Origin of the sequence: Bradyrhizobium erythrophlei, assembly GCF_900129505.1 — a bacterium.
Lineage (GTDB): Bacteria > Pseudomonadota > Alphaproteobacteria > Rhizobiales > Xanthobacteraceae > Bradyrhizobium > Bradyrhizobium erythrophlei_D.
Genome location: NZ_LT670818.1, coordinates 8,269,840 through 8,284,647 on the forward strand (window position 1 = coordinate 8,269,840; position 14,808 = coordinate 8,284,647).

General features: G+C 62.7%; 16 protein-coding genes. 11 read left to right on the forward strand and 5 right to left on the reverse strand.

Annotated elements, in window-relative coordinates; translation table 11 throughout:
* Window positions 1–197: 197 nt before the first annotated feature.
* Window positions 198–725, reverse strand: a complete 528-nt coding sequence (locus tag B5525_RS39065; protein ID WP_079571471.1) for a hypothetical protein — start codon at window positions 723–725, stop codon at window positions 198–200.
* A gap of 217 nt (window positions 726–942) precedes the next feature.
* Entirely contained in the window at window positions 943–1,098 is a 156-nt protein-coding gene (locus B5525_RS45705) for a hypothetical protein (protein WP_172900063.1), read from the reverse strand.
* Between the two features lie 322 nt (window positions 1,099–1,420).
* Between B5525_RS45705 and B5525_RS39070 the strand changes: the two genes are divergently transcribed.
* From B5525_RS39070 to B5525_RS39115, 9 genes are all read left to right on the forward strand, one after another.
* The gene (locus B5525_RS39070; protein WP_079571473.1) at window positions 1,421–2,335 is read left to right on the forward strand and encodes an ABC transporter permease subunit; all 915 of its coding nucleotides are present in this window, start codon (window positions 1,421–1,423) and stop codon (window positions 2,333–2,335) included.
* Between the two features lie 11 nt (window positions 2,336–2,346).
* Window positions 2,347–3,669, forward strand: a complete 1,323-nt coding sequence (livM, locus tag B5525_RS39075) for a high-affinity branched-chain amino acid ABC transporter permease LivM (protein WP_079574388.1) — start codon at window positions 2,347–2,349, stop codon at window positions 3,667–3,669.
* Complete coding sequence (locus B5525_RS39080) at window positions 3,666–4,499, forward strand: ABC transporter ATP-binding protein (RefSeq protein ID WP_079571475.1); 834 nt, start codon at window positions 3,666–3,668, stop codon at window positions 4,497–4,499. The genes livM and B5525_RS39080 overlap by 4 nt, the downstream gene beginning before the upstream one ends.
* Complete coding sequence (locus B5525_RS39085; RefSeq protein ID WP_079571476.1) at window positions 4,496–5,242, forward strand: ABC transporter ATP-binding protein; 747 nt, start codon at window positions 4,496–4,498, stop codon at window positions 5,240–5,242. The genes B5525_RS39080 and B5525_RS39085 overlap by 4 nt, the downstream gene beginning before the upstream one ends.
* Before the next feature lie 134 nt (window positions 5,243–5,376).
* Window positions 5,377–6,495, forward strand: coding sequence for a branched-chain amino acid ABC transporter substrate-binding protein (locus B5525_RS39090; protein WP_079571478.1), 1,119 nt, complete (start codon window positions 5,377–5,379; stop codon window positions 6,493–6,495).
* 360 nt (window positions 6,496–6,855) lie between these two features.
* Window positions 6,856–7,662, forward strand: coding sequence for a chromate resistance protein ChrB domain-containing protein (locus tag B5525_RS39095; protein ID WP_079571479.1), 807 nt, complete (start codon window positions 6,856–6,858; stop codon window positions 7,660–7,662).
* A gap of 284 nt (window positions 7,663–7,946) precedes the next feature.
* The gene (locus B5525_RS39100; protein WP_079571480.1) at window positions 7,947–8,543 is read left to right on the forward strand and encodes a superoxide dismutase; all 597 of its coding nucleotides are present in this window, start codon (window positions 7,947–7,949) and stop codon (window positions 8,541–8,543) included.
* A 361-nt stretch (window positions 8,544–8,904) separates the two neighbouring features.
* Window positions 8,905–9,210 (forward strand): hypothetical protein, encoded by a 306-nt coding sequence (locus B5525_RS39110; RefSeq protein ID WP_244567734.1) that lies wholly within the window; start codon window positions 8,905–8,907, stop codon window positions 9,208–9,210.
* A gap of 77 nt (window positions 9,211–9,287) precedes the next feature.
* Window positions 9,288–10,283 carry a P1 family peptidase gene (locus B5525_RS39115; RefSeq protein ID WP_079571483.1) on the forward strand — a complete coding sequence of 332 codons (996 nt, stop codon included), beginning with the start codon at window positions 9,288–9,290 and terminating at the stop codon, window positions 10,281–10,283.
* Window positions 10,284–10,312: 29 nt separating this feature from the next.
* On the opposite strand, the gene B5525_RS39120 is transcribed toward B5525_RS39115, so the two are convergent.
* Entirely contained in the window at window positions 10,313–11,170 is an 858-nt protein-coding gene (locus B5525_RS39120; protein ID WP_079571485.1) for an EF-hand domain-containing protein, read from the reverse strand.
* A gap of 263 nt (window positions 11,171–11,433) precedes the next feature.
* Between B5525_RS39120 and rpe the strand changes: the two genes are divergently transcribed.
* Both rpe and B5525_RS39130 read left to right on the forward strand, forming a co-directional pair.
* Complete coding sequence (rpe, locus tag B5525_RS39125) at window positions 11,434–12,135, forward strand: ribulose-phosphate 3-epimerase (protein WP_079571487.1); 702 nt, start codon at window positions 11,434–11,436, stop codon at window positions 12,133–12,135.
* Between the two features lie 19 nt (window positions 12,136–12,154).
* Entirely contained in the window at window positions 12,155–12,586 is a 432-nt protein-coding gene (locus B5525_RS39130; RefSeq protein ID WP_079571488.1) for a hypothetical protein, read from the forward strand.
* A gap of 23 nt (window positions 12,587–12,609) precedes the next feature.
* Here B5525_RS39130 and B5525_RS39135 read toward each other — a convergent pair whose 3' ends face one another.
* On the reverse strand, window positions 12,610–14,061 hold the full coding sequence (locus B5525_RS39135) for a serine/threonine protein kinase (RefSeq protein WP_079571489.1): 1,452 nt from the start codon (window positions 14,059–14,061) through the stop codon (window positions 12,610–12,612).
* Window positions 14,062–14,064: 3 nt separating this feature from the next.
* A complete protein-coding gene (locus B5525_RS39140) occupies window positions 14,065–14,805 on the reverse strand; it encodes a metallophosphoesterase family protein (RefSeq protein ID WP_079571490.1) in 741 nt (246 codons plus the stop codon).
* Window positions 14,806–14,808: the final 3 nt, after the last annotated feature.

Genomic DNA, 14,808 nt, shown 5'->3' on the forward strand with positions numbered 1-14,808 from the left:
GTGTGATGCCAAGCATCGAACTACGATGTGCAATTGCACATCGGAGAATCTCGAGATTCCCCGATGCGCAATTGCGCATCTGAGGTCTGGTGCTAACGCACCATCCCGGAATGACGAGGTCCGGATTGCCTCGCCGCTTCCGCCTTCGCTCGTTGCAATACGGTGAACAAGTCGCTCCTCGCAAATGACGCGAGACGTCAGCGATTGTTCAGGAGTCGCCGCTGATCGGGACCGAGCGCGTCTGTCGTTGCGGCGTTACCGGTCTCGCCTTGCGCGGGATGTTCGACCAGCATGACGATCGCAGTGCCGAGCAGCATCAACAGTTCGGTCGCATGCAGCCGCAGCGCCTGGGTTTCGCCGACCTGCGAGGCCATCACCATGCTGGCGAAGCTGATCACGCTGCCGATGGCAAGCGCCATCGCGAGCGCTTCGTCGCTGCTGCCGGTCTTGCGGATCGCGGCGCGGACGAGGAAGGCCAGAAACAGCATGAAGAACGCGACCACGGTGAGCTTGCCCAGGGCCAGCAGCCAGGCGACGCGGACGGTGGCAATCCCCGTCAATTGCAGATGATCGCTGATGAACAATGCGACCGCGATGTTCGGCCGCTCATAGAGCGCATGGATCGGCGACACCATGATTCGAAAGGCGACGATGGTCCACGTCGGAATGAAATAGGCGGCGAGCAGCGCGCCGTTGAATGAGCTGATCCGCCAGTTGGTCGACATCGCCGCTTCCCGCTTTTGTCCCGTGGGCTCCCAGGAGGGCCACGTCCTTGCCGGCGAGGTAACGCGCTTAAACTGCGGCGGGCAATTTAAACCCTTTGTTTACCTTAATTGGCGGGAGGGCCGTTGCCGGGGGTGCGTAGCCGAAAATAGGGACGACCACACGGGAGAGTCCCGCCTTGCGGCGGGACCTTGTTCTCGCTCGAGCGTGGGAACCGGACTACCGGCCACCCTTGCCCTGCTGACCGGGGTTCTGGCCCTGACGGTTCGGATCCTGCTGCTGTTGCCCGGGCTTCTGGCCGCCGCCCTGCTGCTGGCCGGGCTTCTGACCCGGGTTCTGGTTCTGCTGGCCCGGGTTCTGATTTTGGTTGGTCATCGGGATCTCCATTGTTGAACACAGTTGGAGTTAACCGGGGAACCCGCGGTTAGTTGCAAAGGCATTTGGGTTCCGGCGCGCTCGTTCCGTGGCGAGGCGTTGTTGCGACTGTGGCGGCCGGAACCGGCAGGTAAATCCAGCTCTGTACAAACCGTTCAAGCCGCACCCGGCGCTGTTGCCGCGCGGAGTTCCCGCTGTTAGAAAATGAAACCACGCGTCGTTCGGGCTGTCGGGGCCATCGCCGCGGAATAGTTGAAGCGGGCATTTTCCTCACGGCAACGGGGACCACTTTGCCGAAAAATGCTCCAAACCACGGCAGCGCATGGATTATTTCGCCCAGCAATTGATCAACGGCCTCGTTCTTGGCTCGATCTACGGCCTCATCGCCATCGGCTACACCATGGTCTACGGCATCGTCGGCATGATCAACTTTGCCCATGGCGACATCTTCATGATCGGCGGCTTCATCGCGCTGATCACATTCCTGATCCTGGTCTCGATCGGCCTGACCGTGGTTCCGGTGATCCTGCTGATCGTTCTCCTGGTATCGATGGCGATCACCGCGCTTTATGGCTGGACGGTGGAACGCATCGCCTATCGGCCGCTGCGGCACTCGTTCCGGCTGGCGCCGATGCTCTCGGCCATCGGAATGTCGTTCGTCCTGACCAATTACTCGCAGATCGCACAAGGCGCGAGGGTCAAACCGGTGCCGCCGATCATCACCGGTGGCTACACCCTGCTGGAGAAGAACGGCTTCGTGGTGCGGCTGTCCAATGTGCAGATCGTTGTCGTCATTACCACCATCGTTCTGCTGGCGATCTTTACCTGGCTGGTGGCGCGCACCCGCCTCGGGCGCGACATGCGCGCCTGCGAGCAGGACCAGACCATGGCGGCGCTGCTCGGGGTCGATGTCGACCGCACCATCTCCATGACCTTCGTCATCGGCGCCGCGCTCGCCGCCGTCGCCGGCATGATGTACCTGCTCTATTACGGGCTGGTGGATTTCTTCATGGGCTTCGTCGCCGGCATCAAGGCGTTCACCGCCGCCGTGCTCGGCGGTATCGGCTCGCTGCCGGGCGCAATGCTCGGCGGGCTTGCGATCGGCCTGATCGAAACGATGTGGTCGGCCTATTTCTCGGTAGAATACAAGGACGTCGCCGCCTTCTCGATCCTGATCGTGGTGCTGATCTTCATGCCGACCGGCCTGCTCGGCCGGCCCGAAGTTGAAAAAGTTTGACGGGCAAACGCGTGACAGCACCCGCGTTCGAATCGAGGCTTGCGCCGCGCGCGGTCGCCGCCTTCATCTTCAAGAAAGCCCTGATCAGCGCGCTGGTGGCGCTGGTGCTGTTCTCGCTGATGATCGGCATTCGTACCGAAGCGGGTCCTACCGGGCAATTGACCTACTGGACGCGGTTTCCGGACCTCGCAGCCATGGTCGCCGCCGTGTTCTTCGGCAGCATCGCGATGGAATTGCTGCGGCTGTGGTGGGGCCCGGTCGGCACTGTCGTGATCGTTCCGCCGAAGGTGCAGAGCGCGCTCGCCGTGGCGCGACGCGCCATCGCGCCGCTGCTCCTGATCTTCACCTTCCTGGTGCCGGTGATCTTCTATCAGCAGCGCTACATCCTCGATCTCGGCATTCTCGTGCTGACCTATGTGATGCTGGGTTGGGGACTGAACGTGGTGGTCGGGCTCGCCGGCCTGCTCGATCTCGGCTACGTCGCCTTCTATGCGGTCGGCGCCTATTCCTATGCGCTGCTGGCGACCAATTTCGGGCTGTCGTTCTGGATCTGCCTGCCGCTCGCGGGCATCCTCGCCGCTCTTTGGGGCGTGATGCTGGGCTTTCCGGTGCTGCGGCTGCGCGGCGACTATCTCGCCATCGTCACCCTGGCGTTCGGCGAAATCATCCGGCTCGTGATCATCAACTGGCAGAGCCTGACCGGCGGTCCGAACGGCGTCTCAGGAATTCCGCGGCCCAGTTTGTTCGGGATTCCACTCACCCCGGGCGACGACGGCCTTGCGGCGAAACTGGGCATCGAGTTCTCGCCCACCCATCGCATCGTGTTCCTGTTCTACCTGATCCTGGCGTTGGCGCTGTTGACCAACTGGGTGACGATAAGGCTGCGGCGCCTGCCGATCGGCCGCGCCTGGGAAGCGCTGCGCGAGGACGAGGTCGCCTGCCGCGCGCTCGGCATCAACATCACCACCACGAAACTGACGGCATTTGCGACCGGCGCCATGTTCGGCGGCTTCGCAGGCGCGTTCTTCGCGACCCGGCAGGGTTTCATCAGTCCGGAGTCCTTTACCTTCCAGGAATCGGCGTTGGTGCTGGCGATCGTCGTGCTCGGCGGCATGGGTTCACAGCTCGGCGTCGCGCTGGCCGCGCTGGCCATGATCGGCGGCTTCGAACTGTTCCGCGGCCTCGATCAATATCGCATGCTGGTGTTCGGCCTCGCCATGGTGCTGTTGATGATCTGGCGCCCGCGCGGGCTGATCGGCCACCGCGCCCCGACGGTTTATCTCGAGCACAACCAAGCCATCTCGTCCGACCTCGTCAAGGAGGGCCACGGATGAGTGGCGACTGCATTCTTTCGGTCGATCGTCTGGCCATGCGGTTCGGCGGCATCGTCGCTGTCAATGATCTGTCGTTCGCCGCCGAGCGGCGCAAGATCACCGCCCTGATCGGACCGAACGGCGCCGGCAAGACCACCGTGTTCAACTGCATCACCGGCTTCTACAAACCGTCCGGCGGCACGATGCGGCTGACCCATGACGACGGCCGCAACATCCAGCTCGAACGGCTGAACGATTTCCGCATTTCAAAACATGCCAAGGTCGCGCGCACCTTCCAGAATATCCGGCTGTTTCCGGGCATGACCGCGCTGGAAAACCTGATGGTAGCGCAGCACAACACGCTGATGCGGGCGTCGGGCCTGACATTCCTCGGGCTGATCGGCGTGCCGTCCTGGCGCACGGCGGAAAAGCGCGCGATCGATCTGGCCACGCTGTGGCTCGAGCGCATCGGGCTGCTCGAACGCGCCGACGATGCCGCCGGCAATCTGCCCTATGGCGATCAGCGCCGTCTCGAGATCGCGCGCGCGATGTGCACGGAGCCGGCGCTGCTGTGCCTCGACGAGCCCGCCGCCGGCCTGAACGCGCGCGAAAGCGCGGGTTTGAGTGAATTGCTGCTTTCGATCCGCGAGGAGCACGGCGCCTCCATCCTGTTGATCGAGCACGACATGAGTGTGGTGATGGAAATTTCCGACCACGTCGTGGTGATGGATTACGGCGTCAAGATCGCCGAAGGTACGCCCAGGGACGTCCGCGACGATCCCAAGGTGATAGCCGCCTATCTCGGCGCCGACGAAGAGGAAGCGATCGCCGTGATGGAGAGCGGAACGTGACCGCGCCCTCCGCCGCGCCCCTGCTCGCGATCCGCAACCTTCGCGCCGCCTACGGCAAGATCGAGGCGCTGAAGGGCGTCGATCTCGAGATCAAACCGGGCGAGATCGTCGCCCTGATCGGCGCCAACGGAGCCGGCAAGTCGACGCTGATGATGACGATTTTCGGCAGGCCGCGCGCCCGCTCCGGCAAGATCCTGTTCGACGGCCGCGACATCACCGAAGTGCCGACCCACGAGATCGCGCGGCTGCGCATCGCGCAAGCGCCGGAAGGGCGCCGGATTTTCCCGCGCATGAGCGTGGCGGAAAATCTGCAGATGGGCGCCGACGCCACCGAGTGCAGCGAGGTCGAGCGCGAAACCGGACTTGAGCGCGTGTTCGCGCTGTTTCCCCGGCTCAAGGAGCGCATGACCCAGCGCGGCGGGACCTTGTCCGGCGGCGAGCAGCAGATGCTGGCGATCGGACGCGCGCTGATGAGCCGCCCTCGCCTGTTGATGCTGGACGAGCCCTCGCTGGGGCTCGCCCCCCTGATCGCGCGCCAGATTTTCGACGCAATCCGCACCCTGAACCGACAGGACGGCCTCACCGTGCTGATCGTCGAGCAGAACGCCAATCACGCGCTGCGGCTGGCCCATCGCGGCTATGTCATGGTCAACGGCCTGATTACGCTGGAAGGAACCGGCGCCGAACTGTTGCAGCGCCCGGAAATCCGCGCCGCCTATCTGGAGGGCGGCCGGCGGGGGTAGGCCCCGGCGGCGAAGTGGCACACTGCCCGAAAATTGTCGATGACTTCGCCGTAAATTCAGCCGACAATGGATGCGGTTTTCGACCCCGGCTTGCCCGGTTTTTCCCGTAGCGATCTACCCGCGAGGACTCCCCCATGAAATCATTGAAACTGATCGGTCTGGCGTTCGGCGCTTCGTTGGCGCTGTCGACCGCGGCCTTTGCGCAGGACATCACCATCGCCGTGGCGGGCCCGATGACGGGCGGCGAATCCGCGTTCGGCCGCCAGATGAAGAACGGCGCCGACCAGGCGATAGCAGATTTCAACGCCGCCGGCGGTGTGCTCGGCAAGAAGCTGGCGCTGGATGTCGAGGACGACGCCTGCGATCCCAAGCAGGCGCGTTCGGTGGCTGAAAAGATCGCCAGTGCGAAGATCCCGTTCGTCGCCGGCCATTATTGCTCGTCGTCGTCGATCCCGGCGTCGGAAGCCTATGCCGACGGCAACGTGTTGCAGATTACGCCGGCCTCCACCAACCCGCTCTACACCGAGCGCAAGCTCTGGAACGTGGCGCGCGTCTGCGGCCGCGACGATCAGCAAGGCCTGGTCGCCGCCCAATACATCGCCAAGAACTACAAGGGCAAGAACATCGCCATCCTCAACGACAAGACCACCTACGGCAAGGGTCTCGCCGACGAGACCAAGAAGGCGCTCAACAAGGCCGGCATCACCGAAAAGTTGTACGAGTCCTACAACAAGGGCGACAAGGATTTTAATGCCATCGTGTCGCGCCTGAAGCTCGAAAAGATCGATCTGGTCTATGTCGGCGGCTATCATCAGGAATCCGGTCTGATCCTGCGCCAGATGCGCGATCAGGGCCTGCAGACGGTGCTGATGGCCGGCGATGCGCTAGCCGACAAGGAGTTCGCCTCGATCACCGGCCCCGCCGGTGCAGGCACGCTGTTCACCTTCGGTCCCGATCCGCGCAACAAGCCGACCGCCAAGGCCATCGTCGAGAAGTTCAAGGCCAAGAACATCGATCCCGAAGGCTACACGCTCTACACCTACGCCGCGATGCAGGTCTGGTCGCAGGCGGTGAAGAAGGCCGGCACAACCGATCCGAAGAAAGTCATGGACACAATCAAGGGCGGCGCCTGGGATACGGTGATCGGCAAGCTCGAGTTCGACGCCAAGGGCGACATCAAGCAGCTCGACTATGTCGTCTACAAATGGGACGACAAGGGCAACTATACCGAGATCAATCCGAAGGGCTCATAAGCCCTGACCATTTGAAGACCCCGACATCGAACGCCCCGGCTCGCCGGGGCGTTTTTTGGTACCCCCGAAAGCCGCCGCGGTCTTCCGGCCGCGACCCGGATTGTGTTTTCCTCGGCGATGGAAGGTGCCGGCCTAAATCCCGCACGAATTTGTGATGCTCACACTCGAACGCCGTCTGAGTGCACGAGTTTCTTGCTCAAAACAGCCGCGAGCGACCCGAATCCGATCGGTGATCCGTAGTCCTTGCTCTTGCTTTTGCCTCGGTGCCCAATTATTAGATCCGAAGGGGAACATGCAGTCTCCCCTTGAGACCACGGTCCAAGAACTGCGCGACGCTCGACTTGTCGAGGAGGTTTGCGCATGGACGACCGTAAACATTCCATTTCACCCGATACCCTTTATGCACGACTCGGCTCCGAAGCGGCGCCGATCATCGTCGATGTGCGGCGCGATGCGGATTTTACCACCGCCGCCACCCTTGTGGCCGACGCGTTTCATCGCTCTCCGGACAATGTAGAACTATGGCAAACCGATTTGCCCGATGGCCGCCAAGTCGTCACCTACTGCCTTCATGGACGCGAGGTTAGCCAGGGCGTCGCCGCTGCATTGCGCCTTATGGGGGTGGAGGCGAACTTCCTGGAAGGCGGCATTGCCAATTGGACTGAGCATGGACTGCCGACGCACCGCAACATCGGGGCAACTCCAGGGAAGTGGGTGACCCGCGAACACCCGAAGATCGATCGTATTGCCTGTCCCTGGCTGATTCGGCGCTTCATCGATCCCAATGCGGAATTCATCTATGTCCCGAAGGACCAGGTACTAGCTGTCGCTAAACAGTTGGGTGGGATCCCTTACGACATCGACGGCGTGGAATTCACGCATGAGGGCGAACGCTGCTCGTTCGATACCATCCAGCGCATCTACGACATCAGGGATCCTGCACTCGATCATCTCGCGACAATCGTCAGGGGCGCCGATACGTCGCGGCACGATCTGAGTCCTCAATGCGGCGGCCTGTTCGCCATTTCCCTTGGTCTGTCGGCGATTTTTCCGGACGACCACGAAATGCTGAAGCACGGCATGGTGATGTATGACGCGCTCTACACTTGGTGTCGCTCTCTGCAAGCCGAGACGCACAATTGGCCCGCTCGGGCGGTGGGCGCCTGAAGATGTCGTCGAGAGCTACCCGGCGGCGTTCGATCTGCAGCGGACAACATCACGCGATCCAACCAAATCAAGGTCGTGCCGCTGCAATGAGTCCGTAATGAAGCTGCCATAGGCCAAGTTCATCTATCGGGGCTTCCAATAAAAGGAGAAAGCCAATGACCATAACAACCGAACGCCGAACTTTCATTCAGGGAGCGGGACTCGTTGCCGCCGCCGCATCGACAGCGGCGCTGGCGGCAAGCCCTGCATTTGCCCAAAGCAACCAGCCAAGCGGAGCCAAGACGATGCCGTACCAAGCAAAGCCCATGTCACTCGACCCGAAGTCGATCAAGGGCATTTCGGAAAAGGTTCTCGTGAGCCATTATGAGAATAACTATGTTGGCGCCGTAAAGCGCCTCAACGCGATCGGCGTGCAGCTGGCCGAACTCGATTTTGCCAAAGCGCCGAATTTCATGGTCAACGGCCTGAAGCGTGAAGAACTGATCGCTGCGAACTCGATGATCCTGCACGAGATATATTTCGATGGGCTCGGCGGTGGCGCCGGCGCGAGCGGCCCGCTGGCGGAGGCAATCAGCCGCGATTTCGGCAGCTTCGACCGTTGGCGCACCGAATTTGTCGCGATGGGCAAGGCGGAAGGCGGCGGCTCCGGCTGGGTCATCCTTTCCTACTCGCCCCGCGACAAACGCCTCGTCAATCAATGGGCGGCGGACCACACCACGACACTCGCCGGCGGCCGGCCGGTGCTCGTGCTCGATATGTACGAGCACGCCTATCATATGGACTACGGTGCAGCCGCCGCACGCTATGTCGACATCTACATGGAGGCAATCCGCTGGGAGAACGCAGCGAAGCTGTACGATCAGTACAGCCGCGAAAGCTAGCGTCTGCCGCCTGTAAAGGCCGATCGACAGTTCGCGCGGACGTAAAGACAACAGGGAAATGAGAGGAATTCGTGCCATGAGAAGCTTGGCGATGGTGATGCTCGTGCTGATCGGCTCTTGTGGGTTCGATGCAGCAGCGCAGGCTCAAGCAAGTTGCAAAATGTGCAGCGACCAGCAACGCGCCTGCATGAAGAACTATGCTGGCCCAACGTGCAAGTCCGAGTACCAGATGTGCATGAAATCGTGTGGGAAGAAATCGTGAAGCCCCACCCGGCAAGATTGGACGCCGCCATCTGTGAATTGATGGCAATGAAGTTTGGCTGGTATCGTGTCGCAACGCTGGGACTGGGGAACGATCCACTTGAACGCTGAGACCGCGCTGACCCGCGAGCATCGTGCGGACGTGTTTCTTGACAGCATTATCGAGGGACCGTCAAACTGGTCGGTGCGACCCGTTGCGGAGTTTTTTTATGAAAAGGAATTTGGCCAATCCGAGACGATATCCGGTTTGATCGGGCTCATTTGGCGGGTTCGTGATAACCTGAGCTTCGACATCGGGCTGCGTCATGCTCTCAAGAACGGCCATCCGGTCAACGAAGTGCGCGCAGGACTGACGTTCGGCTTTCCTCTGGGGCAGTTCGGTGGTCGCTCCGCTCAATCCAGATAATCCTAATATTTGAGATTCGCCGCCGGTTGACCCGGACGCGGCGCTGCGGTCAGCTACGCCTCGCAGGAAAACATACGATGAAAAATCTCCTCACCGATATATCGGGCGTCCGCGTCGGCCATGCCGAGGATGCGGCACTGGCCTCCGGCGTCACCGCCGTGATTTTCGATTCCCCCGCGGTGGCGGCGATCGACGTGCGCGGCGGCGGGCCCGGCACCCGCGAGGGCGCGCTGCTCGACCTCGCCAACACCGTGGAACGGATCGACGCCATCGCGCTTTCCGGCGGTTCGGCGTTCGGGCTGGAGGCCGGCGGTGGGGTGCAGGCCTGGCTTGCCGAACAGGGCCGCGGCTTTGCGGTACGCGACGCGGTGATCCCGATCGTGCCCGGCGCGATCATGTTCGACCTTCTCAACGGCGGCGACAAGGCCTGGGGCCGCTTCCCGCCCTACCGCGATCTCGGCTATGCCGCGGCGGCCGCGGCGGCGGAGACTTTCGCGCTCGGCAGCGCCGGCGCCGGCCTCGGCGCGACGACCGCGAATTTCAAAGGCGGACTCGGCTCGGCGTCGGCGGCGACGCCGGGCGGCGTCCGGGTCGCCGCCCTCGCGGTGGTGAACGCGGTCGGCAGCGTCACCGTGGGGGATGGGCCATGGTTCTGGGCGGCGCCGTTTGAAATCGGCGGTGAATTGGGCGGCCGCGGATTGCCGCCGGCTTTCACGCCGGACATGCTGGCGATGCGCATCAAGGGCGGGGCGGCCGCAACCTCAGTGGAGAACACCACGCTCGCGGTGGTCGTCACCGACGCCATCCTGAGCAAACCCCAGGCCAAGCGGCTTGCGATGATCGCCCAGACCGGATTTGCCCGCGCGATCTATCCGGTGCACGCCCCGCTCGACGGCGACGTGCTGTTCGCTGCCGCAACGTGCGAAAAGCCGATCGATCCCCTTGCCGGCCTCACCGAACTCGGCATGGTCGCCGCCAATGTGGTCGCCCGGGCGATTGCGCGCGGCGTCCACGATGCGACCGCGCTGCCCTTCCTGGGCGCGCTGCCGGCGTGGCAGGACCGGTTCGGATAATCCCGCCACGTGCGGGTTGCCGGACCTGCTCAGACGTTCATGGAAAGCGACGCGGAGGCTCCGGACGAAATCGCCTGCGCCTCGCGCTGAATCATCTGCTCGATCATATTGTAGGAAGACGTCGCGCTGGAGGACGACGTCCCGCTGGAAGAGGTCGTCGATGCAGCCGGCGAGGTCATCGTCACCTTCGATCCGTCGGCATAGGTCACCGACGTCGTGGTCGAGCCGTCGCTGTTGGTCACCGCGGTGGAGGAAGCGCCGCTCAGCGCCTGCAGCAAGGCATCGGAGCTAGATCCGCCGGCGCTTGAGCCGGTGGTGCCGGAAGTCGATCCGGTGGAATCGCCGTTGCTGTCGGCGACATGGTGATGGTGGTGGCCGCCCTTGCCGCCTGCCCCCTGCAATGCTTTCTGCATCTCGTCGAGGCTGACCGACCCGTCGCCATTGGCGTCGAGCTTGTTGAAGACGTCGTCGGCCTGCGCGAGGTTGGTGCCGCCGGCGCCGAGCGCGCTTTCGAATTCCGTCTTGCTGATCTGGCCATCGCCGTTGGTATCGATCTGCGAGAACAGGTCCTGCAGCGCGCTGGAGGGATCGGTGGATGCCGATGTGGTGGATGCCGATGTGGTCGATGCCGTCGATGTGGATGCTGCCGTCGAGGACTGGCTTTGCGCCGCCAGCAGCGCGCTCATCGTCTCCGGCGAGATCTGGGTGAATGCACTGCCGCCGGTAACCGGGGGCGGACTTCCTGTCTGCGCCTGGCTGCTGGTGGTATCGAACGGAGTGGTCGAACTCTGGGTAAAGCCGGTGGTCTGCGGCGACGTCGACTTCGACGAGGTCAGCGATTGCAGCGCGTCGATTGCGGACGCAGCGGCGCCAAGGGCAAGCAGCATGACAGAACTCCGACAAATGCCGCGATCACGCGGCCTCTAGTTTCTCACAGCGTCAGGATCAGCAAACGCCGTGCCAGCTCGAAAAACCTAATAAAACAGGGGTTTTCCGCAGCAGACAGGGCCCTTTGCCCCCGGCAATTGATGCCGCCGCGGCAGAATTTTCCGCCCCCTCCCCTGCTGATTTGCCCGCATTGCCCGCAGGCCTGGCGCGTGTTACGCGGAAGCCCTCAGCATGTCCAAAAGCAATTTTCGGGAAAACGCACATGTCCGCCCAATTTGCGTCACGCCCCCTCGTCATCGCGCCGTCGATCCTGGCTTCGGATTTTTCCAGGCTTGGCGAAGAGGTCCGCGCCGTCGATGCGGCCGGCGCCGACTGGATCCACCTCGACGTCATGGACGGGCATTTCGTGCCCAACATTTCCTACGGCGCCGACGTCATCAAGGCGATGCGCCCGCACACCAAAAAAATCTTCGACGCGCACCTGATGATCTCGCCGGCCGATCCCTATCTGGAAGCCTTCGCCAAGGCCGGCTGCGATCACATCACGGTGCATGCGGAAGCAGGTCCCCATCTGCATCGCTCGCTGCAGGCGATCCGCGGCCTCGGCAAGAAGGCCGGCGTCTCGCTCAATCCGGGCACGCCGATCTCGGCGATCGAATATGTCATCGACATGATCGATCTGGTGCTGGTGATGTCGGTCAATCCCGGTTTCGGCGGCCAGGCTTTCATCCCCTCCGCGCTCGGCAAGATCAGGGATCTGCGCGCGATGACGGCGGGACGGCCGATCGATATCGAGGTCGATGGCGGCGTCGGTCCGGATGTCTCCGGCCAGCTGGCCGCCGCCGGCGCCAACGCCTTCGTCGCGGGCTCCGCGGTGTTCAAGGGCGGTACCATGGAGAGCTACAAGGCCAACATCTCGGCGATCCGAAACGCGGCGGCGGCCGCGCGTGGAGAAGCGATCTAGAATCCCGAGGGAAACAAAGATGCGGCGTTTATTTCAGACCGCGATCATCATCTTTTTCGCCTTGACGCTATCTTCCCTTGCGGATTCGTCTGCTCGCGTTCAGGATCCGGGAAAGTTTTGCGATGATCTGTTCGCAGATATTTCTCCGTTCAGATCAGCCGAGATAGCAGAAAAGGTAGCGGCGGCAATCGGAAAACCGGAGGCCGCCGAAGCTCTGACAAACGGGTTGAAACTTCTTGAGGGCAGAAAAATCGATTTCTCGAGAAAGGTCATCGACAAGGACTTCAGCAACGCCCTGCGTCAAATTGTTTACTATGCGTATGTGGAAAATATCGGCTTCGTTTATTTTCGAGTTAATTTCAAAATGACCAGCACCGGCTGGATATTGGCGAACTTTAATTTTAAGAGTGAAACTATCGAGCTGTTCCCCAAGGATTTCGTTGAACCCTGAGAGCGCACTGCACGGGACGCTCTCTAGAGCTTTGCTTCGTCGAATTTCGCGTTTACGCTCCCCTCCTCCTGCAGCAAGGCCAATCTCGGCGGCCGCACCACGGTCACCGTGCAGGCCGCCTCCGCCGCGACCTTGGCCGAGACGCTGCCGAGCAGCGTGCGCCGCAGCGAACTCTGACGCGCGCCGATCACGATATGATCGACGTTGTTGGCCTCGGCGAATTCCAGGATCGCCGCCGCGGGATCGACGGCTTCGAGCACGTGCACGGTCAGCCGGTTTTCATCGAGCTTCAATGGCTGTGCCCAATGCCGCAGCGCCACCAGCCGGTCGACATGCTTGTTGTTGCCCTCCTCGTCCAGCGTCCGGTCGATGGTGACGCGGCCGAGTTTCAGCACATTCATGCAGGCAAGGCGCGCCGAAGGCAGCGTCGCCAGGATTCGTTCGGCGGTGATACGCAGCGCCTCGTTGAGTTCGCGCGATCCCTCCGATATGTCGAGCGCGATCGCCACTATCGGCCCCGAAGCGAGCTGCGCGGCGACATCGGCTTTGCCGCGCGCCTGCGTCAGATTGCCATTGAAGCGACGGCGCCAGACGGTGGAGATGGGATCGCGGTTCAGCCGCTCCGCCCGCCCGGTCAGTTTGATCTGGTCGGGATGGGCGAGTTCGAAGGCAAGTTGCGAAGCCGTGGGGTAGCGCCAGACCGGATCGATCTCCAGACAACGCAGCACGATTTCCTGCAGCCAGGGCGGATAATCGGGCCGCAGTTTGCGCGGCGAATAGGGATCGCGCCACAGCCGCCGCCGCATGCCGCGCAGGGTTTCACTCTCGCCGAACGGCCGCACCCCGGTGGTGAAGAAGTACAAGAGTACACCCAGCGAAAACAGATCGCTGCGCGGATCGTCGCGCACTTCCAGCAGACGTTCAGGCGCCATATAGGGCGCGGTGCCGTAGGGAATGCGAAACTCCTCCTGCAGCAGATCCGGCAACTGGTTGTGATGCGACAGACCGTAATCGATCAGCACGGCTTCGCCGGAGGGGCGAAACATGATGCTGCTCGGCTTGATGTCGTGATGGATCACGTTCTGCCGGTGCAAATCGGCGAGCGCCGTTGCGATTTTCCCGGCGATGGCGCTGGCCTCCAGGTAACCCAGCGGTAATTCGCCGAGCCGTCTGTACAGCGTGGTGCCCGGGATGACCTCGATCACGACATAGGCCTGCCGGGCGAAATCGCCGGCGGCAAAACAGTGCGGCACGTGCGGCCCCGACAAACGCGGCAGGATCATCTGCTCCATTTCGAAACTGACGATGGCGGCGGGATCCTCGCCCTCGGACACCCTCGGGACCTTCATCAGCAGCGGGACTGCGATATCGGGGCGCGTCACCCTCCACAGCGTCGCCATGCCGCCGCTGTGGACGCACTCCCCGATGGTGAAGCCGTCGATGACGGCGCCGGGCTGCACCGAAAGCTTGGCCATCGCCTACCTCCCGACCGACAGGCGATCGGCCAGCCAGTGCGGCAGGCCGTTTTCGCGAATCCGCGTCGCGGCCGCCTCGATATCATATGGCACCCGGCAATAGGTGAGCTGCTGGCTATCGGTGTCGAACAGCGCGAACGCAGCGGCCGGATCGCCGTCGCGCGGCTGGCCCACCGAGCCGAGCACGGCGAGCCACTGCCGCCCGGCCAGGAGTTGCACCGAAACATCGGCGGTCGGGACGAAGCTCGTCATCTTCGCGGTGGAAGACATCGAATACAGCGCCGGCCGGTGGATGTGGCCGCAGAAGGTGACGTGCACTTCCGTCGCAATGATGCTGCGTGCGGCATCGGTCGCATTCTGGACGTAGCGCCATTTCGCGGGATTGCTGGCCTCGGAATGGACATAGAGCCGGTCTTCGTCCCACTGCTCGAAGGGCAATTCCGCCAGAAAATGCCGCTGCGCCGCCGAGAGCCTGCCGCGGGTCCACTCGATTGCGGCCTGAGCCTCGGCATTCATGGATTCCGACGGGATGCTGACGGCGTTGTCGTGGTTGCCGCGGACCGCGAGCGCGCCGTTTTCGACAAGGCCCATCACCGTCTCGACGGTCCATTCGGGATCGGCGCCATAGCCGACATAGTCGCCGAGGCAAATGAACTGCTCGGCGCCGCGCCCGCGCGCATAATCGAGGCACGCGGCAAACGCCTGCCGGTTGGCATGGATATCCGCAAAAACTGCCAGCAGCACGAC

What these genes read in the sequence shown, in the direction of transcription:
- B5525_RS45705 (WP_172900063.1), bottom strand. Translation starts at nt 1,098, where the DNA reads ATGACCAACCAAAATCAGAACCCGGGCCAGCAGAACCAGAACCCGGGT.
- B5525_RS39090 (WP_079571478.1), top strand. Translation starts at nt 5,377, where the DNA reads ATGAAATCATTGAAACTGATCGGTCTGGCGTTCGGCGCTTCGTTGGCG.
- B5525_RS39100 (WP_079571480.1), top strand. Translation starts at nt 7,947, where the DNA reads ATGCCGTACCAAGCAAAGCCCATGTCACTCGACCCGAAGTCGATCAAG.
- B5525_RS39135 (WP_079571489.1), bottom strand. Translation starts at nt 14,061, where the DNA reads ATGGCCAAGCTTTCGGTGCAGCCCGGCGCCGTCATCGACGGCTTCACC.
- B5525_RS39070 (WP_079571473.1), top strand. Translation starts at nt 1,421, where the DNA reads ATGGATTATTTCGCCCAGCAATTGATCAACGGCCTCGTTCTTGGCTCG.
- B5525_RS39080 (WP_079571475.1), top strand. Translation starts at nt 3,666, where the DNA reads ATGAGTGGCGACTGCATTCTTTCGGTCGATCGTCTGGCCATGCGGTTC.
- rpe (WP_079571487.1), top strand. Translation starts at nt 11,434, where the DNA reads ATGTCCGCCCAATTTGCGTCACGCCCCCTCGTCATCGCGCCGTCGATC.
- B5525_RS39130 (WP_079571488.1), top strand. Translation starts at nt 12,155, where the DNA reads ATGCGGCGTTTATTTCAGACCGCGATCATCATCTTTTTCGCCTTGACG.
- B5525_RS39120 (WP_079571485.1), bottom strand. Translation starts at nt 11,170, where the DNA reads ATGCTGCTTGCCCTTGGCGCCGCTGCGTCCGCAATCGACGCGCTGCAA.
- B5525_RS39095 (WP_079571479.1), top strand. Translation starts at nt 6,856, where the DNA reads ATGGACGACCGTAAACATTCCATTTCACCCGATACCCTTTATGCACGA.
- B5525_RS39115 (WP_079571483.1), top strand. Translation starts at nt 9,288, where the DNA reads ATGAAAAATCTCCTCACCGATATATCGGGCGTCCGCGTCGGCCATGCC.
- B5525_RS39065 (WP_079571471.1), bottom strand. Translation starts at nt 725, where the DNA reads ATGTCGACCAACTGGCGGATCAGCTCATTCAACGGCGCGCTGCTCGCC.